This is a genomic window from Candidatus Venteria ishoeyi (assembly GCF_030378065.1).
Classification (GTDB): Bacteria; Pseudomonadota; Gammaproteobacteria; order Beggiatoales; family Beggiatoaceae; genus Venteria; species Venteria ishoeyi.
Genome location: NZ_JAUCGJ010000010.1, coordinates 64731 through 83597 on the forward strand (window position 1 = coordinate 64731; position 18867 = coordinate 83597).

Below are 18867 nucleotides of genomic sequence, written 5' to 3' on the forward strand. Positions count from 1 at the left end.
TAAAGTTGTGACTATTTTAATGGAAATATCTTAAGGCACTATTAATTAATTTTATTAATTAAAGAGCGAGGATGAAATAAGAACCGAAACTGGACGCAGGATTTTTGTTCATTTTCAAGGTATGAAAACAGGCGTACAAGCAGCTTATGTTGCAGTTTTCATAACACAGAAAATGGAGAAAAAGGCCAGCTTGGTTTCGGGAATTATAAAATCCTCGTTCCTAAGTGCCGCCGATAATATAAAAGCCGCTAAAGCCGACTGTATAAGTAAAGCATCTGTTTGCAATTTATTCCACTGATGGGGTAATTGCAGATTCGATTATCAGCAGGTATTTGATAACACTAAGGAGTGAGGATAAAATAAATACAGAAACTGGGCGCAGGATTTTTATTCATTTTCAAGGCGTGAAAACAGGCGCATAGCAAGCTATGTAACTGCCTAAGTCCAAACAGGCGGAACGCAGAAAATGGAGAAAAAGACCAGCCAAGTTGCTGAAGTTATAAAATTCTCACTCCTAATACTAGCTCAGTGTAATTTTTCGCTGTGTGATAATAATCAAATAATAAACAGGATTTTAGAGGATATGCGTAAGTTACGCTCGCATTTTATCAGGATGATTGCCACATGATAACCGATATTCAAGCCCACCTTCTTATTGTAGAAGATGATGATTTATTTCGTGATACTTTGCGTGACTATCTGTCCGCACGCGGTTACCAGGTTAGTACCGCGCGTGATGCCACTATCATGGATCCGATTATCAACCGGGAAACAATTGATTTATTAATTCTCGATGTCATGTTGCCGGGTGAAGATGGCTTATCTATTGCCAAACGCTTACGGGCAAATAAATTTGTTGCACCAATTTTGATTTTATCAGCCTTAAACGAAGAAGTGGACAGAGTTGTTGGCCTGGAAATTGGTGCGGATGATTATCTGAGTAAACCCACCAGTTTGCGCGAAGTACTTGCCAGGGTGCGTGCTTTATTGCGGCGTATGCATATGCAGTCCGGTACAGATAAGCTTGAGCCGATCCCTCCGAGTTATTGTTTTGGTGATTTTGTATTAAATCTGGCTTCCTACCAGTTTCTGCACCAGAATCAACAGATTCATTTAAGTAAATCTGAATTTGAATTATTGCGCGTGTTTGTGGAAAACCCCAACCAGGTTTTAAATCGCGATAAGCTCTCCACTTTACTGAAAGGGCGTGAGTATAATCGTCAGAATCGCAGTATTGATGTCAAGGTTCGACGTTTACGCACAAAAATGGAAGAAGATCCCGCAGAGCCTGCTTATATTCGCACGGTACACAGTGTTGGTTATATGTTTTGTCCGGAAGGGGCTAAAACAAAAGATAAAAAAATCGAACATGATGAGTTAAGCGAATTGGTTATTGAAAAGTTAAAAACAAACTGAATAGAGCTGAGTTACGCAAAGGCTTTTTGTTTGTGCTTTAAGGGCATAAAAAAAATACCGCTGCTTCACGCTGAATTTTATTAGTATTTATTTGCGCCAAAATATGAAACACTTTTTTTTATTTTTCCTGACTTTTTGCAGTTTATGTCTTCCCCCTGCTGTTGCAGCAAAGCCTGAAGGGGCTGTGCGCATTATGGCTGTGGGTGACATGATGTTTGGCACCAACTATCCCAGCGCAGCTTATTTGCCTGCCAATGAAGGCAAAAGCCTGTTGCACGATACGGCGGCAATATTGCGCAGCGCGGATTTAACTGTGGGTAATCTGGAAGGCACTATCCTCAATAAAGGTGGTCAGGTTAAACGTTGCAGTGATCCCAAAAAATGTTATGCCTTTCGTATGCCAGTCGCTTATGCACAGCATAACTTAAAAAACGGGGGCTTTGATGCCGTCAGTATTGCCAATAATCATGTCGGTGATTTTGGGCAAAGTGGACGTAGCAGCACCATAGCCAATCTCAAAGCCATGGGCATACAGGCTGCGGGGCAGCTTAGCAAACCCACTGCGGTATTTACTAAAAACGGGGTGCGTTATGGCTTTGCCGCTTTTGCGCCTAATGTCGGTACGGTGGATTTGCGCAACATAAAAAAAGCCAAACAAATTGTCACTCAGCTTGCCAAACAAAGTGATGTTGTTATTGTTTCTTTTCATGGTGGCGCAGAAGGTCGCAAGTATGAACATGTGACCCGTAAAACTGAAAAATTTTATGGTGAAAACCGGGGTAATGTCTACCAATTTGCCCATGCGGTAATCGATGCAGGTGCCGATCTGGTATTTGGACATGGCCCGCATGTCACCCGTGCGCTGGAACTATATAAAGGCCGTTTAATAGCCTATAGCCTGGGTAATTTTTGTACTTACGGGCGCTTTAATCTACGCGGTATCAATGGCATTGCACCCATTTTACAAGTTGATGTTGATGCACAAGGCCAGTTTATGCAGGGCAAGGTAATTTCCACCCGACAGAATAAAGCCAATGGTGTTTATCTGGATGCCAATGCTAAAGTCCTAAAGCGTATACAGCAATTGACTCTGACGGATTTTCCAAAGACCCCATTAAAAATTTTAAATAATGGTAAAATTATTAAAAAATAAACCATCTGAGAAGTTGTTGCTAAAGCGTTATGAACAAAGCCGGGGCAGGGCGCAGGCAGCGCCGCTATGTCGAGCGCAATAGGTTTAGCAGTAGCTTCTGAATTCCACAAACCCAAATTAAATTTAAATAATCATGGCTGAAATTGATGCAAGCCAACAAAACCAGCCTGTAACACCTGCAACACCACCTCCCGCTGGCGATGGCATAGATGAGATAAGCTCAGGTTTTGAGAAAAAAAAGCCGGGCTTGTTAGTACGTTTATTCAGACAATTACTCATTTTTTTTGTGTTGGCTTATCTTGTTTTGTTTGCTGGCTATTATTATATTTCCCTGCAAAAAGACGATTTACAACAACGCGCGGCCTTTTATGCCAAAAAATATGAAATTGATACACTTTTATTTCACGCATTAATCACTCAGGAAAGCCACTGGAACCCCTGGGCCTACTCATCGGCTGGTGCAGCAGGGTTAACCCAGTTAATGCCGGAAACGGCAAAATCTGTTTGTGGTTTAAGCACTAAAGAGCGTTTCCAGTCAGAAAAAAATTTAGATTGCGGAGCAAAATATTTTGCCCAGCAATTGCGCCGTTTTAAATCGGTAAAGCTGGCATTAGCCGCGTATAATGCCGGTCCCACCAGAGTTGCAAAATTAGGTCGGATACCGCGTATCCCGGAAACCCAGCATTATGTCAAACGGGTATTCACTCACTGGCAACAAGCACAGAAACAGCAAGCCGCCCCGTAAAAATTCAGGTTAAAATATGACAGAACAATATCAAGCCTCAGAAATTGAGGTACTCAGCGGTCTTGACCCTGTGCGCAAACGTCCGGGCATGTATACCGATACCACGCGTCCAAATCATCTTGCCCAGGAAGTCATTGATAACAGTGTGGATGAAGCGATGGCGGGTCATGCCAATCAGATTGATGTGGTGTTATATGCCGATCAATCACTTTCCGTCAGTGATAACGGGCGTGGTATGCCGGTGGATATTCACCCGGAAGAAGGCATCAGTGGCGTAGAACTGATTTTGACCCGACTCCATGCCGGGGGCAAATTTTCCAATAAAAATTACCAGTTTTCCGGCGGTTTGCACGGGGTGGGTATCTCGGTAGTCAATGCCTTATCCACGCGCCTGGAGGTAGAAGTCAAACGCGATGGGAAAACCTGGCATATGGCGTTTGCCGATGGCGAAAAAGTCAGTGATTTACAGGCCACAGGCAGTGTTGGCAAAAAAAATACCGGCACCCAGGTACATTTTTATCCTGATCCCCAGTATTTTGATCAAGCCCCGTTTTCCCTCAATAAACTCAAACAAGTGCTGCGCGCCAAAGCGGTGTTATGTCCGGGTTTGACTATCACCCTAAAAGAAGCTGGCAGCGATGAAAGCTGGGAATGGTTTTATGAAGATGGCCTGACCAGCTATTTGCAAGCCCATCTCACGGATACTGAATACCTGCCGCAAGAACCCTTTACCGGGCATTTCAGTGGCAATACAGAAGCCGCTGACTGGGCCTTGGTATGGCAGGTGGAAGAGCAGGAATTACTGGTAGAAAGTTATGTCAATCTGATTCCCACCATCCAGGGCGGTACCCATGTCAATGGTCTGCGCAGTGGTTTACTGGAAGCGGTGCGGGAATTTTGTGATTTACGCAACTTATTGCCACGCGGCGTTAAACTCGCGCCTGATGATGTCTGGGCGCAATGCGCTTATGTGCTGTCCGTGAAACTGGCTGACCCACAATTTTCCGGGCAAACCAAAGAACGTTTATCTTCCCGCGCCTGTGCCAGTTTTGTTTCCGGCGTGGTGCGCGACAGCCTGAGTTTATGGTTAAACCAGCACCCGGAAACCGGCGAGAAAATTGCCGAGCAGATTATCACCCGCGCTCAAAACCGCTTAAAAACCGCTAAAAAAGTTACTCGCAAAAAAACCACCGGCGGGCCAGCATTACCGGGAAAACTCTCAGATTGCACCAGTGCAGATATGAATTTAACCGAACTGTTCCTGGTAGAAGGAGATTCTGCGGGTGGTTCTGCCAAGCAGGCCAGAGATAAAAACTATCAGGCGGTGATGCCCTTGCGCGGTAAAATTCTCAACACCTGGGAAGTTTCTTCCGGGCAGGTGCTGGCTTCACAGGAAGTGCATGATATTGCGGTGGCTATTGGCGTAGACCCGGACAGCGAAAACCTGACAGGATTACGCTATGGCAAGGTCTGTATTCTGGCGGATGCCGATTCTGATGGCGCGCATATCGCCACCTTGTTATGCGCCTTGTTTGTGCGCCACTTTCCCGCAGTGGTGAGTGCCGGACATATTTATGTGGCAATGCCGCCCTTATACCGGATTGATTTAGGTAATGAAGTATTTTATGCACTCAATGATGATGAACGTGAAGGCATATTAGAGCGTCTTACCGCCGAGCGCAAACGCGGCAAAACCAATGTCCAGCGTTTTAAGGGCTTGGGCGAAATGAACCCCATGCAACTGCGGGAAACCACCATGAACCCGGATACCCGGCGTTTGGTGCAATTGACGATGGAAGCCCCGGAGGAAACCCAGGCCACCATGGATATGCTGCTGGCTAAAAAACGTGCCTCGGATCGCAGGGCCTGGCTGGAAAGTAAAGGGAATCTGGCAGTGGTTACATAGGAGTGAGAATTTTATAACTTCAGCAAGCTGGCTGGTCTTTTTCTCCATTTTCTGCATTGTGAAAATGAATAAAAATCCTGTGCCCAGTTCCTGCATTTATTTCATCCTCACTCCATAGGAAGCTGTCCAAGAACTCGGTTTTTCAAAAAACTGGGTTTTTAAGTTATTGATAAATAATGGGTTAAATTTAGCAAAATTATTGATTTTGCTATTCTCGGACGGCCTCCTGGGAACGACGCTCCCGGCGTTGCGCTTTGAAAAATACAAAATAGCCTGCACAAATCCTTGTCAGAATAATTATGCTCACCACAGATTCCTGAAGCAGGTGTTGTTGTTTCATCAACTGCACGCAGGATGCGCAATAGCAGAAATCAGGTTATACTCCAAGCTTTCTGTTTTTATCGTATTATCATGAAGTCAGCTTATTTATCTATTTGTATTGTTTTATTCATGCTCAGCGCCTGTAGCAGTGTGCTGCCACCCACTCAGGCGATGAGCGATGCGCGTCAGGCAATTCAGGCAGCGCGTGATATTAAGGCGCATGTTTATCTGCCTGCGAACATTGCCTGCGCGGAGCGACGTTTGCACCAGGCGGAAAAGGAATTATCAGCAGGCCCTCATGCTTATCATTATGCCCATTTTAATGCTGAGGTTGCCAAAGAAGAGGCAGTATACGCGCATCAGCTTACACAGACGCTATTGTCTGCCGAAAGTGGCTTACAGCAGGTAAAAGCACAAGGATTTGAATGGTTGTATACCGAAGTTTTATTAAAAGAAGCGAAAGCCCTGGCCTTGCATGGGGATTTACAGAAAGCCAGCGCGCTGGCAGCCTCTGCATTAGAGCAAGTTGAGCAGGCTTTGGCTCAGGCGGAAGCCGCCTTGCATGTTGAGCCTGTGAATCGGAAAATACAACCTTGATGGATATACAGCGCTACCAGGAATGGGAGCAGCGTTTTTTCCATAAACTCCCCCCTGCAATACGCACATTTTTACAGAATATCAGTGGTTTTTTGCATTTGCTGGTGCTACGTTTTGTTGAGGATCGCTGTATCACGCAGGCATCAGCACTGGCTTACACCACCTTGTTATCACTGGTGCCGTTGATGACCCTGGTGTTTGGTATGCTCTCAGCATTTCCGGCATTTAGCGAAATTCAAAATGATATACAGCATTTTATTTTTGAAAACTTTGTCCCGGCTTCCGGTGCGGTGGTACAGGACTATTTAGAAAATTTTACCCAAAAAACCTCACAACTGACTGCGATTGGTATCGCTTTTTTGATTATCACCGCGCTGCTGATGGTAAAAACCATTGATAAAGCCTTAAATACCATCTGGCACAGCAATCGAAGTCGTAACCCGGTGACCAGTTTTCTGGTGTATTGGTCGATATTAACCGTTGCGCCACTGCTGATTGGTATCAGTGTGTTTATCACTTCTTATCTGACCTCCTTATCCTTGTGGAGTGATGTGGTAGAGCGCCACCTGGGTTTGCAGGTGTTAAATATACTGCCTTTTGTGACTTCAGCCACGGCATTTACCCTGCTGTATATGTTGATTCCAAATCGGCGGGTTCCCATGTTTTACGCTTTATTGGGTGGTATCTGCGCCGCTTTATTATTTGACATGGCAAAACGTGGCTTTGCTTTATATGTGACGCAATCCCCCGTGTATGAAACGATTTATGGTGCGCTGTCCACTATTCCATTATTTCTGATTTGGATTTACGCCTCCTGGATTATGATTCTATTTGGTGCGGAAGTGACCTATTGTCTGACCATCTATCGGCGTTCGGAATATCATAATCAAAAATTATCAGGCTATAGTAATTTTATTTACAGCTATCGCTTGCTGGGGCATTTATGGGAAGCCCAGCAGCAGGGCAGCACCTTGAGCCTGGAGGTGATTTTAAGCCGCGAAGGCTGGCAGAATGAATTGCGTTTAATGGATATGTTAAGGCGATTAAAACGCCATCATTGGGTTTATCGCGGTGTTGAGGGTGATGAATGGGGTCTGGCGCGGGATTTAGGTGAAGTAGCATTATTGGATTTATACAAAATGATGGTCAACGGCATTTTTGATACCTACCCGGAGTTACCTGACAAGCATCAAAGCTGGAATAAAAATCTGGAACAAACATTAGAACCGATACGCGCACTTACGGAACAGGAAATGAACAAACCCTTAAAAACATTTTATAGCCAACATCTGGACATTCAGGAGAAATGAATCTATGCAAAACACTGTCATTCTAGGTGCGGGTTTTGCCGCACTGACTGCCGTTAAAAGCCTGCGTAAACAGGGCTATCGTGACAAAATCACCCTGCTCGCGCCCAAGGCAGAATTTGTCTATTATCCCAGCCTGATTTGGGTACCCGCAGGCTGGCGCACGGAAACCGATATTAAATTACCTTTGGCCAATTTTTTTAAACGTCATGCAGTGGAATACCAGCAAGCCAGTGTGACGGGTTTACGCCCGGAAGCCTCCATTGTGGAAACAGATCAAGGTGAGTTTGATTTTGATAAGCTGATCATTGCCAGTGGTGGGCGTTTTATTAAAAAACTACCGGGTATAGATCAGGTTTTTATACCCTGCGAAGGTTACGAATCCACCCGCGCTTATAGCGACCGCTTGGCGGAAATGACCAGCGGCACCCTGGCTTTTGGCTTTGGCGGCAATCCCAAAGAGCCTTCCGCCATGCGCGGTGGGCCTATTTTTGAATTCATGTTTGGCATTGATACCCTCTTACGTCAGCAGGGGCGACGCGAGCAATTTGATTTATTGTTTTTCAGTCCCGCGCCACAACCCGGTAAACGCATGGGCGCAAAAGCCGTTGACGGTTTGCTGATGGAAATGAAAAATCGCCAGATTCATACTCATCTTGGGCATAAAATAAAAGGTTTTGAAGCGCATAAAATTAAAACTGAAGGCGGCGAAGAGCGTAGTGATTTAACCTTGTTCATGCCGGGCATGACGGGGCCTGCCTGGGCAGCAAACAGCGGTCTGCCATTGACTGCGGGTGGCTTTATTAATGCTGATGAGCATTGTAAAACGCCTGATTTTGACAATATTTATGTGGCGGGTGATGCGGGTAGTTTCCCCGGCCCTGACTGGAAACCCAAACAAGCGCACATGGCGGATTTACAAGCTAAAGCAGCGGTGACTAATTTGCTGGCGGAAATGCAGGGCGAAGCCGCAACACATACCTTTAAGACCGAGCTGATTTGTATTGTTGATTCCTTAAATAACGGCATCATGGTATACCGCGATGAAAAACGTGCCTGGCACTTTAAGTTGGTAGTATTTCAATGGCTGAAGCGTTTATTTGAGTGGTTTTATCTACGCGATTATCGTTGAGCCTTTATGATTCAACAACGCTCCCGTTTATTGGAAGATGCTGCATTTCGAGGCATCATCTGGGCTTTTACCGGCATGATTTTCAGTTTTCTGTTTGTATTATTAGGTGAATATATACGCGATATTGTCCCAAACTTGCTACGCATTTGGATTGCAACAATCGGGGCCAGCGTGTTAACCGCTTTGTTATACAGCAGTATGCGTCTGACTGTGGTGATTGCAAATTTTGTGTTTATTGCCTTAATGATGTATGTCTTAAAAAAACCGGATGGCGCAACACTGGAACCGCTGATTTTAATTGGTAGCGGCCTGGGTGCGCTGCTGGGTGCCTTATATGGTTGGCAGGATAAGCAATCGCATATTTGTCGGGCGGATGGCAAAATTGTGGCTGGTTTTATTGCCGGTATCCTCGCAGCAATCCCAGTGTTGTTACTCTATTTTGTTATCGGAGAGATTGATTATCCCTGGTCAGCGATGATGATCACTCCACTGGCTATTTTTATTTATGTATCTTCCGCCTACTGGTTTGTAAATCTTTGCCATACTTTATTATCCCCCATTTTTGATGGCTTGCTGGTGGGTTGTGGCATGGGCGGCATCACCGCTTTGATTTTTGTCAGCATGGCGGGCAGTTTCAGCCCAGAAGCTTTGGGACTGGAATATCATCAGGAGTTTGTGCAACGGATCTATCATATGTTGGGGCCGATTGTCAGCGGCAGCGCTGCCGTGTGTTTTTTAGTGGGCGTGTTGCGCTCTATTTTTCATGTGCGTTGGTATGATTTATAAACCATGAAGCAGAGTGCCGTTATGTTTTAGATTCCAAGGCAGGCTTAAAACAACATATCCGCACTGATTTTGGACGCATAAAGCCGAAATGGTTTATTGAAGTTTATGTTTAAATCTGGGTTTAGATTAATGGCAGCAAAACTGTTTCAAGCTGCTGTGTTGTCACAGGGCGGATTAAAATAGCCTGTAATGGAAACATTTCAGCAAACTGTTTAGCGTATTGTTGTTCAGATTTATCAGCAATAATTATCACTTTGGCTTCTGGCGCATATTTTGGCAGGCTGTACATCAAGACATCCAGGTTGCAGATGTTAATTCCCGCATAATTATTACTATAGCCATACAAAAACTCTGCAAAAATTAAATCAGGTGCTGATTTTTTCAGCATTTTAATCGCTTTGCGCGGTGAGTTAACCCGTTGTTCACGGATATTCAGTTTTTGGTAGAGGTCGGAAAAATTCGGGTGTCCGGGTAACTCGATAACTGAAAGCAATGTTTTGTCAGACATTAAGATCGACCTTTAGTGAGTATCCAGTTTTAATCTCAGTTTATTCGCCCAAATTAATAACAAGCTCATCTCCTAACGAGATTCCAGCAACCTCTGAAGCCATACTGGCGATCTTCATAATATTCCCTTTGCTGTAATTCGTTCCCGCCCACCAACCGGGCGCAATGAGTTCTGAGTATTCTTCACATAAATCTGGGCGATCCGGATACAATTCACTTTTTGATTGTGCAACAAACCGTCGTTTTCTTCCATGTTTTGGCCTTGCGGCTAATCTGCTTAAAAATGTTGAGTCCCTTTTATAAAGTTCCTTCAACATAAGAATTAATACGCCACGAGCACTTTTTTCTCTATATTCATGACCATCAAGCATAAAACCGACACCACTCAACTTTTGCGTTTTGCTTGAACCTTTCCTATCACTGTTTGGTCGATGTGTTTTTTTAGGAAGAGTTGCTTTGTTCTTATGTGATGTTGTGGAAGATTTTTTTGCAGGATGGTGTAAAGTGACTAAGAAATCCTCTATGATATTCGCCGCAGGCTTGTATCCACATAGGCTTTCCACTTTATCGCTCAGTAACTCTACCAATAAATCATCTTGCTCTTGAATGAGTTTTGTCCAAGCATGAGGAATCGCTTCCACTATCTGTCTATTTTTGGCGATATTTTTATAATCTTTTCTTGCAATTTCAATGGCATCCCCTGAAATAATGGATGTATGGCGTAAATATCGTTGTAGTTTTGAAGCAACTTCATCAGTTTCTCGCTCCAATAAATCAAGTTTATAGAATCGCCTTTCAGTATACCGACCTTGTTCGCCTGGTAAGTAAAAATGCCATTCTTGACCATCAGTTAGAATAGCCATTGGAATGCCTCTATGAAAGGCATATTCAAAAAGTTGACGTTCAGCGCCTTCTGCTTGTCCGACCTGCTTCACTTCGACAAATACAGCGGGTTTATTAGCAGGATGGCATAACGCATAATCCACTCTTCGGCCTTCAATGGTATATTCAGGAGCTACAACAGAAGAATCAAATATTGGCCATTCGAGTGCTTGCAACACACGCAGTACAATCCCTTGCGAGACTGCTGCTTCATTTATAAAACGACCTTCTCGTAAGCCAATACAAATCTCTTCTATATGTTGCGTAATCTCCATATATCGCCTCGTTGTTATTGTTGTCATTAATTAACTAATCACATAAAACAATCCTAAACTTCAATCCCCATCTTTTACACAGTCCTGCTTGTATTTGTCAACATATTTACAGCTCATGCAAAAATGGCGAAGATACAGAGGGAATGCCTAAGCAAGTGTTGGCATGAAAAGAAGCTTACATCGCATTCAGGTTATTTAACGATATGCGATGCGCAAACTGCCAAATAATAGCGCCAGACCAATGACAATCAAAAAACTTGCCCAGAACCAATAGGGTAAAAACAAGTATTTTGCCATTTGTCCGGTATCGGATAACATCGGTGCCTGATCAGCAATGGTGACGGAATAGGTAAATAAATAATCCAGTTGCCGCCAGGCGCTGATAATCGCCTGTACGCCCAAAAACTGGATGGTAAATTGCTGCATCCAATGCGGTGTCAGCCAGAGAATCAAAAACAGACTGCCTGCCAGTAGCAGGGTGGCGCTGAGTCCAAAACCTGAACGTATCCATAAAAACGCAGATAAAACCAGTATCAGCAATAACAGCCATAAACAAATCTGACCGCTGCGGTAATTACGTCCGGCAATAATAAAAATAGCCCCGGCAATGGCAGGGCCCAACGGCCCGGCAGCTGCAATTATCCCTTTTTTAAAACCACTGAAATCGACCGTGGTGGTATAACGCGCCACCCCGGAGCCATCAGCATATAAGGTCAGGCGCTCAAAATTGCCACCCAGTAACTGCGCACTGAGGCCATGCCCCATTTCATGAAACCAGGTGGCTAGAATGGTAAAAGGGTATAAGACATAATTACCCCAGGGGAACTGCCAAATCACCACAGTCACTATTGCTGCAATAAGCAGGGTATACAATGCAGCTCTGCGTGAATGCGTATGCGAGTCGGCCTGGGGGGTAATGTCCATACAAATATTGCCTTATGAAGTAACGCTTACTCTGGCAAAGCGCCGTTTACCGACCTGAAACACAGCATTTGTGCCAGCCTGAATGCGCAGTCCCTTGTCACTGACTTTTTCACTGTCAATTTTCACTGCACCTTGTTTAATCATACGAAATGCTTCCGAGGTGCTGCTGGTTAAGCCCGCGCTTTTCAGCAAATTGGCAATCGGCAGACCGCCTGCTTCAGCTTGCAGGGTTAATTCCGGCATGTCATCCGGTATCTGGTTTTGTTGAAAGCGTTTGATAAACGCCTGCTGTGCCTGCTCAGCAGCGGCATTGCTATGGAAACGGCTGATGAGTTCTTTTGCCAGATCGATTTTGACATCTCGCGGATTTTTCCCGGCATCAACATCGGTGCGCATTTGCACGATTTCTGATAAGGGACGGAAGCTTAACAGTTCCAGATAACGCCACATCAATTCATCAGAAATTGACATCAGCTTGCCAAACATTTCTTCCGGCGCTTCATCAATGCCGATGCTGTTATTCAGTGATTTAGACATTTTATTAATGCCATCCGTGCCTTCCAGCAGAGGCATGGTTAAAATGCTTTGCGGGGTCTGAGCGTATTGTTTTTGCAGTTCACGCCCCATCAGCAAATTAAATTTCTGATCGGTGCCGCCAAGCTCCACATCTGCTTTTAGCGCAACGGAATCATAGCCCTGGACGAGCGGATACAAGAACTCATGAATCGCAATCGGTTGATTGCCTTGATAACGTTTATGGAAGTCATCACGCTCCAGCATTCTGGCAACCGTATGTCTGGCAGCCAGTTGGATCATGTCGGCGGCACCAAATTGATCCATCCATTGTGAGTTAAAACAGATTTCAGTTTTTTCCAGATCCAGAATTTTACCCAACTGGGTTTCATAACTGTGCGCGTTTTCCAACACCTGTTCTCTGGTCAGCGGTTTACGGGTGATATTTTTACCCGTGGGATCGCCTATCATGCCGGTAAAATCCCCAATCAGAAACAAGACATGATGCCCTAAATCCTGAAACTGTTTCAGCTTATTCATTAAAACAGTATGCCCCAGATGTAAATCCGGTGCGGTGGGATCAAAACCCGCTTTAATGCGTAAAGGTTTTCCAGTTGCTGTTGCTTGCTCTAATTGCTGAACCAGGCCTGATTCCTGAATGATTTCATCACTGCCACGTTTGATTTGCGTCAGTGCCTCAACCAGATGCGCTGGTATGGGTTTTGCCTGTTCTGTTACTGTATTGTTTTCTGTTGCGGACATTACGAATTACCTGATGCGTGCCATTAATAGTTTCTGAATTTGGTGTGGCTTCATTCAGCGCTAAAGACGCTGAAAGCTGCTTTCAATTCATGCTACGTGATTGATAGTATGAAAACGGTAAATTGTAGCAGTTTTACTTGTAACCGTTTTATATACAATTATGTTTGTTTGTTGTTTATTTGTTGTTTATTTGTAACAACTTAGTCGGTATTGACTTGCCAGCACAGTGTTTTTAAGGTATTTTATCGCCTGTTTCGATATAATAAAAACAACCGAATTAACTGTAATACAGAGGGTTATGGAGTTTTGTTAAAGTATAGCTATAAACCAGTGCAGCAATTGTCGGCTCATCCGTTGTCTAAAAAACAGGCAAAATCTAATTGGTTTTCAGGTTTTTTTTCATCAAAAAAAAATGCAGCCTACCCACCATCACCTTTTCTGGATTACCAGGAACGTGGTTTAGCACATTTTGAGGCGGCTTCTTCACACAAAATACACCGTTCTAAATTTATTACACTGAGCATTTCCGTGGTGGGTTTGTCTCTGGCCTGGTGGTTGAACCATTCCAGCGCCTCTTTTACACCGGCTCAAGAACTGCCACCCAGCATCAATCTGACAAAGGCAAAACCTGAGCCTGTACAAACCAGCGCGACCCCCATAGCAAGTGCGGCATCCATAGCAAGTGCGCCTCACACCACAATACTGTCACAGCCAAAGCCGATTGTGGTCAGTGCAATACCTGAAATCAAACAGGCGTTAAATGTAGAAAGCCCAATAAAAGATCGCTGGCTGGAACTGACCATACGCTCTGGTGACAGTTTATCCAAGCTGTTCAGTCAACATAAGCTAAATCGTAAAGATTTACATAAAATTCTACAATTAAAACAACATCGTAAAGTTTTCAGGAGCTTACGTCTGGGACAAAAAATCCAGATATTACATACGGCTGATGGACATATACAGCAATTAAAGTTACATAGCGGCCCGGTACATTGCCTGGTGATTAAAGCCAGTAATGAAAACGGAAAATTTATTGGCACAATTGAAGAATTAGCGCTGGAAACCCGCCAAAAAACAGCATCGGGACAAATCCAATCTTCTTTTTTTGGTTCAGCCAGAAAGGCCGATTTATCAAGTGCACAAGTGCTGGCATTGATGAAAATCTTCAGTTGGGATATTGATTTTGCCCTGGATATTCGCAGTGGTGATCGTTTTAATGTGGTTTTTGAAGAATTACACCACCAGGGTAAAAAGGTGAAAACCGGCGCGATTCTCGCTGCTGAGTTTATCAATAACGGTCAGGTTTTTCGTGCTTTACGTTATCAGGCCGCAGATGGCTCCAGCACTTATTACACGCCTGCGGGTAACAGCCTGCAAAAAGCCTTTATTCGCACGCCGGTAAAAGTCGGGCGCGTGACTTCTCATTTCAACCCCAACCGCAGACACCCCGTGCTTAATCGTATTCGCGCACATAAAGGTGTTGATTATGGTGCGCCGGTGGGTACGCCAATTTATGCCGCAGGTAATGGCAGAGTTAAGTTTATTGGACGCAAAGGCGGTTATGGCAATGCTATTATTTTGCAGCATGCTCAAAAATATACCACCTTATATGGTCACATGAATGCATTTGCCAAGGGGATGAAATCCGGTCAACGGGTTAAACAGGGGCAGTTGATTGGTTATGTTGGGAAAACTGGCTTAGCCAGCGGCCCACATCTGCATTATGAATTCCGGGTTAATGGCGTGCATAAAAACCCGCTGACGGTTAAATTGCCAAAATCATTGCCAATGGATAAGGGTTTTGTGAAAGATTTTCAACAGCAAACCCAGGCAGTGCTGGCGCAATTAAATGCCTTAGGTAGCGTTGCCTTAAATACAGCTTCCGCATTAAGCGTTGAATAAGTCATCTGAGTTATTTATGTTAGAACTTTATATTGGTTTGATGTCAGGCACCAGTGCTGACGGTATTGATGCAGTACTGGTCAATTTTTTTCCGCGCTCGCCCTTATTAATCGCCTCTCACCACCAACCCCTGTCGCCAAACTTTCGCCAGCAGATACTGGAACTCAGTCAGACTGATGCACCGGTTTATGCTCAGCAACTGGCAGCCCTGGATCAGGAAGCGGGTTATTTATTTGCGCAGGCAGTGATGGCCTTGCTGGGAAAAACAGATTTCACCCCGGATCAAATCACTGCCATCGGCAGTCATGGGCAAACCCTGTATCATTGGCCGCCTTCCAAACAACACAATATTGCCACCAGTTGGCAAATTGGTGATCCCAATTTAATTGCTTATCACACGGGTATTACCACAGTGGCAGATTTTCGGCGCATGGACATGGCAGGCGGGGGACAGGGTGCGCCTTTGGCTCCCGCATTTCATGCCGCGCGCTGGCGCGTGAAAGATGAAGACAGGGTAGTACTGAATATCGGCGGCATCAGCAATCTGACGCTGTTACCTAAAGACATGGAGCAAGCCGTTTCCGGGTATGACATCGGCCCTGGCAATGCGCTGTTAGATGCCTGGACGCAACGTCACCTGGGCCAGCCGCAAGACACCGACAGCCTGTGGGCGGAAACCGGCACGGTACAAGCTGATTTATTGTCACATTTGTTATCCGATCCTTATTTCCAACAGCCAGCGCCGAAAAGTACGGGCAAGGATTATTTTAATCTGTCCTGGCTGGATCGTTATCTGGAGGATTTCCCAGGACTGGCGACAGAAGATGTGCAAGCCACGCTGGTTGACTTAACCATACAAAGTATTGCGCAGGTTTTAAACCAGCTACCAATGCAGCGTTTACTGGTTTGTGGCGGCGGCGTACACAACCCCTTGCTGATTACCCGACTGAATCAGGTGTTAGCGCCCTGCCCGGTGGAATCCACTGAAGATCACGGCATCGATCCCGATTGGGTGGAAGCCTGCTGTTTTGCCTGGTTGGCACAGCAACGATTACAGCAAAAACCGGGGAACCTGCCACAAGTGACGGGCGCGCGCCAGCCGCTGGTTTTGGGTGGGGTTTATACGTCTTGATACACATCTGACATAGCAGAAAGTATATCGTTCAATTGCGTAATTTCCCCCGCCACTTCTTCGCGCACCCGACCCAGGCGCGAGCCATCCAGTTCACGGGCTTCAATCAGCAGGGTTTGGGAATAAATCGTACCGACGGCGCTGATGGTGTGTTCCAGTTGCAGTTTGGCCTGTTTCATGGTGTTGTCCACATTATCCAGTGCAGCCACCTGACGCTGTAAACCGCCTTGGGTGATTTCCAACTGTTTGCGCAGGCCGGGATCTTTTTCCTGTTGAAATTGTCGTTCCAATACTTTTAAACGCTGGCTGGCATGAACCCGGTCGGCCTGAAGTAATTCATATTCCGAGAGGTAACGATCAATGCGTTGCGCCAGGGTATAACTGGTTTTCAGCCATTCGCGCACTTGTTCTGCCGTTTCGTTGAGGTGGTCTTTTAAGCTGGTGTCACGCCAGCGATTAACGCGGCTTTCCAGGCGGCTGTGATAGGCAAAAGCCTTGTCGATTTGGGCTTGCAACTGTTGATTTTTGAGGTCTTTGGGATAATATTGCTCGCGTAGCAGGCGATCAATAATCATCCGGCTGTTATCCGTATCGGTAATGCTGGAATAAAATAACAAGCTTTCGCTGAGCAGGCCAAAGCCCAGGCTGCCGCCCCACAGCCATGAAGGAACGATGCCCTGAGCATTCAGATAGACGCTGAGCAAAGTGCCGCCTGCTGTCAAGCCCAGTATCACCGCGCTTTCCCAGCGAAAAAAAGCATATTCAATAATATTGCGGCGGACTAAATCCTGAAATGAAGTTGCTGTTGACATGATGTTCCTATTGCTCAGCAGAAATCTTCAGGTAAATTTTTTCCAGTGATTGCGGTGAAGCGGCAAACATCTTGCCGCCACTGACCTGGGCAATACGTTGTAATACGGTTTGATTTGCACCTTCACCAAAAGCAATCGGGTAAATTTTCACCCCATCCGCTTCAGCATGGGCAGGCAGGCAAGTGGCAAACATTTCATTTTCACTGGGCTGACCGACCGTATCATCACCATCAGAGAGTAAAATCACGCCATATAAACGGCTGTCACCCGTTTTCTGATCGCGCTTGCGTTGTTGCTGCAACATCGCCGTGGCCTGACAAACTGCCTTATGTAAGGCGGTATTGCCATTGACCAGCAGATTTTGGACGGTGTTGGCAAGTTGCTCGACATTATCGGCAACCCGCGCGGGTGCCTGCAAGGTGGTAACGTCAGTGTTAAAAGTCAGTACCCCAATACGGTCATCCGGGTGCAGGCGTTTGAGAAACTTGGCGCTGGCTTCGGTGGCACTACGAATTTTCTCGCCATTCATGCTGCCGGAAACATCCAGCGCCATGATCACCGAGGCCTTGCGTTTGGTTTGTAAAAATACATCAATTACCGCCTGCCCCATTTCACCACTGGGTTCCGGCAAAGGTGCAACGGTTTCAGGCGTGACAGCGGGATTGGTGCCATGTTCTAAGTCCAGCGGCGCGTGTAGTGCGATATTGGTATCTAGTGGGCGCAGGCGCTTGTCAATGGCGAGTTTTTGCTGTTCACCACTGTTCATGAAATCATAAAATAATTGTGCGGCTTCAGCTTGTTCAGGGCTGACCCAATTGGCCTGATCCAGCACGCAGTAAGGATGATCACCCCAGAATGCACCTTCTGCGGGGAAAATAAAGGCAACCGGAAAGCGCAGTTGCTTGGTATATTTCAGGTTCATATTCACTGCTTCCGCTTCATAGGTAGCTATCGCATGTAAATAACGTGGCCCTTCGTTGACCATGAGTTTAACCAAATCTTCTGTCACTACACCATATTTAGAGGTATTTTGTGCCAGGGTTTTCAGCGCATTTTTCACTGCCGGGGTGTAAGCCTGACGCGGTGTAATATCGCCTTTACCGGCAATGCCGTAGACAAATGAGGTCATGGTCAGCAAGCCGGAATTACCATATTTTGGATGAGCGTGACCAAAGCGGAATTTGCCCCATTCCGGGTGTCCGTGACGCGCCCAGCCTGTGTCATCCGAGGCCAGTTCTACGATGGTTTTCCAGCCAATGGGTTTATCCGGCCAGCCCAGTGCTTCCGCCATAGGTCGCCACATGGCAATACCCAGCGGGGTATAAATACTGGCCTGGCATTGCTTACTCATTATCGTAGCCTGCCCCTGTTGACGCAAACTATCGCTTAATTGCGATACCCAGGAACGACTGCCGGGACTCCATACCGTTGGCTTCAAACGCCCTTCCAGAATGGCTTTAGTCGAACCGCCGGAAGAGACGGGGTTTACCCGCACGACAATTTTTTTACCGCTGCGGGTGGTTTGCCCGCTGTTTGCAAAATTTGCCGCCACTGCCTCCATCCAGGCTTGCTTGGTGCTGGATGAAGCGATGCTTAGCTCAATGCTGTCAGCAGGCATAGCGGGCTGCGCTTTAGGTACTGGTTTGCTGGCTTGTTGCTGCGGTGGTTCTACCAGGGAATCACTCAGCAGCCATACGCCGCCCAGAACAATCGCGATAATGACAAAAAAAATTGTGCGCGTGCGGTTCATGATTTATCTCTATGTGTCTATGACGATAAAGGCAATGTCACATCC

Annotated in this window: 16 protein-coding genes; 10 read left to right on the forward strand and 6 right to left on the reverse strand. The window is 45.7% G+C overall.

Translation table 11 applies throughout. The annotated features are described in order from the left end of the window. The first annotated feature begins 624 nt into the window (after positions 1-624). From QUF61_RS04840 to QUF61_RS04875, 8 genes are all read left to right on the forward strand, one after another. Positions 625-1416, forward strand: coding sequence for a response regulator (locus QUF61_RS04840; RefSeq protein WP_289680769.1), 792 nt, complete (start codon positions 625-627; stop codon positions 1414-1416). 193 nt (positions 1417-1609) lie between these two features. Then, complete coding sequence (locus QUF61_RS04845; protein ID WP_289680770.1) at positions 1610-2569, forward strand: CapA family protein; 960 nt, start codon at positions 1610-1612, stop codon at positions 2567-2569. A 133-nt stretch (positions 2570-2702) separates the two neighbouring features. Next, positions 2703-3314: a lytic transglycosylase domain-containing protein gene (locus tag QUF61_RS04850; RefSeq protein WP_103918954.1), complete on the forward strand. Its 612-nt coding sequence runs from the start codon at positions 2703-2705 to the stop codon at positions 3312-3314. A gap of 16 nt (positions 3315-3330) precedes the next feature. After that, on the forward strand, positions 3331-5220 hold the full coding sequence (gene parE, locus QUF61_RS04855) for a DNA topoisomerase IV subunit B (RefSeq protein ID WP_289680771.1): 1890 nt from the start codon (positions 3331-3333) through the stop codon (positions 5218-5220). A gap of 411 nt (positions 5221-5631) precedes the next feature. Continuing rightward, a complete protein-coding gene (locus QUF61_RS04860) occupies positions 5632-6138 on the forward strand; it encodes a DUF4398 domain-containing protein (RefSeq protein WP_177428211.1) in 507 nt (168 codons plus the stop codon). Beyond that, positions 6138-7448, forward strand: a complete 1311-nt coding sequence (locus tag QUF61_RS04865; RefSeq protein ID WP_289680802.1) for a virulence factor BrkB family protein — start codon at positions 6138-6140, stop codon at positions 7446-7448. The genes QUF61_RS04860 and QUF61_RS04865 overlap by 1 nt, the downstream gene beginning before the upstream one ends. Positions 7449-7452: 4 nt before the next feature. Beyond that, complete coding sequence (locus QUF61_RS04870) at positions 7453-8577, forward strand: NAD(P)/FAD-dependent oxidoreductase (RefSeq protein WP_103918958.1); 1125 nt, start codon at positions 7453-7455, stop codon at positions 8575-8577. Between the two features lie 6 nt (positions 8578-8583). After that, positions 8584-9363: a hypothetical protein gene (locus QUF61_RS04875; RefSeq protein ID WP_103918959.1), complete on the forward strand. Its 780-nt coding sequence runs from the start codon at positions 8584-8586 to the stop codon at positions 9361-9363. 121 nt (positions 9364-9484) lie between these two features. Here QUF61_RS04875 and QUF61_RS04880 read toward each other — a convergent pair whose 3' ends face one another. From QUF61_RS04880 to tyrS, 4 genes are all read right to left on the reverse strand, one after another. Continuing rightward, complete coding sequence (locus tag QUF61_RS04880; RefSeq protein ID WP_289680774.1) at positions 9485-9871, reverse strand: hypothetical protein; 387 nt, start codon at positions 9869-9871, stop codon at positions 9485-9487. Between the two features lie 40 nt (positions 9872-9911). Then, positions 9912-11027, reverse strand: coding sequence for a hypothetical protein (locus QUF61_RS04885; RefSeq protein ID WP_289680776.1), 1116 nt, complete (start codon positions 11025-11027; stop codon positions 9912-9914). A gap of 195 nt (positions 11028-11222) precedes the next feature. Further along, on the reverse strand, positions 11223-11951 hold the full coding sequence (locus tag QUF61_RS04890) for a M50 family metallopeptidase (protein ID WP_103918961.1): 729 nt from the start codon (positions 11949-11951) through the stop codon (positions 11223-11225). A gap of 12 nt (positions 11952-11963) precedes the next feature. Further along, complete coding sequence (gene tyrS / locus QUF61_RS04895; protein ID WP_289680778.1) at positions 11964-13226, reverse strand: tyrosine--tRNA ligase; 1263 nt, start codon at positions 13224-13226, stop codon at positions 11964-11966. 306 nt (positions 13227-13532) lie between these two features. Between tyrS and QUF61_RS04900 the strand changes: the two genes are divergently transcribed. Together QUF61_RS04900 and QUF61_RS04905 are read left to right on the forward strand one after the other, a co-directional pair. Further along, entirely contained in the window at positions 13533-15128 is a 1596-nt protein-coding gene (locus QUF61_RS04900; RefSeq protein WP_289680780.1) for a peptidoglycan DD-metalloendopeptidase family protein, read from the forward strand. A gap of 16 nt (positions 15129-15144) precedes the next feature. After that, positions 15145-16260: an anhydro-N-acetylmuramic acid kinase gene (locus QUF61_RS04905; protein WP_103918992.1), complete on the forward strand. Its 1116-nt coding sequence runs from the start codon at positions 15145-15147 to the stop codon at positions 16258-16260. Here QUF61_RS04905 and QUF61_RS04910 read toward each other — a convergent pair. Further along, on the reverse strand, positions 16248-17072 hold the full coding sequence (locus QUF61_RS04910; RefSeq protein WP_103918964.1) for a hypothetical protein: 825 nt from the start codon (positions 17070-17072) through the stop codon (positions 16248-16250). The genes QUF61_RS04905 and QUF61_RS04910 overlap by 13 nt on opposite strands. 7 nt (positions 17073-17079) lie before the next feature. Then, the gene (locus QUF61_RS04915) at positions 17080-18822 is read right to left on the reverse strand and encodes a vWA domain-containing protein (protein WP_103918965.1); all 1743 of its coding nucleotides are present in this window, start codon (positions 18820-18822) and stop codon (positions 17080-17082) included. Positions 18823-18867: the final 45 nt, after the last annotated feature.

Coding starts and splice junctions, on each gene's coding strand:
- QUF61_RS04840 (WP_289680769.1), top strand. CDS start 625: ATGATAACCGATATTCAAGCCCACCTTCTTATTGTAGAAGATGATGAT.
- QUF61_RS04845 (WP_289680770.1), top strand. CDS start 1,610: ATGGCTGTGGGTGACATGATGTTTGGCACCAACTATCCCAGCGCAGCT.
- QUF61_RS04850 (WP_103918954.1), top strand. CDS start 2,703: ATGGCTGAAATTGATGCAAGCCAACAAAACCAGCCTGTAACACCTGCA.
- parE (WP_289680771.1), top strand. CDS start 3,331: ATGACAGAACAATATCAAGCCTCAGAAATTGAGGTACTCAGCGGTCTT.
- QUF61_RS04860 (WP_177428211.1), top strand. CDS start 5,632: ATGAAGTCAGCTTATTTATCTATTTGTATTGTTTTATTCATGCTCAGC.
- QUF61_RS04865 (WP_289680802.1), top strand. CDS start 6,138: ATGGATATACAGCGCTACCAGGAATGGGAGCAGCGTTTTTTCCATAAA.
- QUF61_RS04870 (WP_103918958.1), top strand. CDS start 7,453: ATGCAAAACACTGTCATTCTAGGTGCGGGTTTTGCCGCACTGACTGCC.
- QUF61_RS04875 (WP_103918959.1), top strand. CDS start 8,584: ATGATTCAACAACGCTCCCGTTTATTGGAAGATGCTGCATTTCGAGGC.
- QUF61_RS04880 (WP_289680774.1), bottom strand. CDS start 9,871: ATGTCTGACAAAACATTGCTTTCAGTTATCGAGTTACCCGGACACCCG.
- QUF61_RS04885 (WP_289680776.1), bottom strand. CDS start 11,027: ATGGAGATTACGCAACATATAGAAGAGATTTGTATTGGCTTACGAGAA.
- QUF61_RS04890 (WP_103918961.1), bottom strand. CDS start 11,951: ATGGACATTACCCCCCAGGCCGACTCGCATACGCATTCACGCAGAGCT.
- tyrS (WP_289680778.1), bottom strand. CDS start 13,226: ATGTCCGCAACAGAAAACAATACAGTAACAGAACAGGCAAAACCCATA.
- QUF61_RS04905 (WP_103918992.1), top strand. CDS start 15,145: ATGTTAGAACTTTATATTGGTTTGATGTCAGGCACCAGTGCTGACGGT.
- QUF61_RS04910 (WP_103918964.1), bottom strand. CDS start 17,072: ATGTCAACAGCAACTTCATTTCAGGATTTAGTCCGCCGCAATATTATT.
- QUF61_RS04915 (WP_103918965.1), bottom strand. CDS start 18,822: ATGAACCGCACGCGCACAATTTTTTTTGTCATTATCGCGATTGTTCTG.